This is a genomic window from Vibrio sp. 378 (genome assembly GCF_033339435.1).
In genome coordinates, this window is record NZ_JAWOUO010000991.1 from 1 (window position 1) to 555 (window position 555).

The 555-nt window shown below is 38.6% G+C and carries 1 protein-coding gene; it reads left to right on the plus strand.

From position 1 onward, the window contains the following. Positions 1–24 precede the first annotated feature (24 nt). The coding region (locus R7Q48_RS29970; protein ID WP_318134041.1) for an outer membrane protein at positions 25–555 on the plus strand (531 nt) is incomplete at its 3' end.

A 555-nucleotide genomic window follows, 5' to 3' on the forward strand; every position in this document is an offset into this window, starting at 1 on the left:
CCAAATCAACTATAAGGACTTAAAGTGAAAAAACTGATTTTACTAGCACTCTTAAGTGCAAGTGCAAGTGCAAGTGCAAGTGCAAACGAGGTAGACCATTTTTATGTCGGCGGCAATTTACTTGTAGGTCACAATACTGAGTTAGATGCTGGCATTGCGACTATTGATGAAAACAATGACTTAGGTGGAGGGGTGTATGCTGGTTATAATTTTGCCGTTCATCCTAATGTAGATTTTGGTGTGGAGTTAGAATACCAACACTTTGGTGAAGCTGAATTTTTTGAAAATGCCAGTGTTAAAGGTAATGCTTTTTATATCAACGCACGCCCTAAATTTATAGATAAAGGTAATAATTTATATAGCGCACTCATTCTTGGTGTTGGTTCATTAAAGGGTGAAACCAACGTCCTAGGTGTATCTGAATCAGAGTCTAAGTTCTCTTATCAAGCCGGATTGGAAGTAGGTTACATGCTTGACAATGTAGACCTTGCTATCGGCTACAGATACAGGTCTGCTGAATTTGATGGTGTAGATATCAACATTCAAGGTGTGACA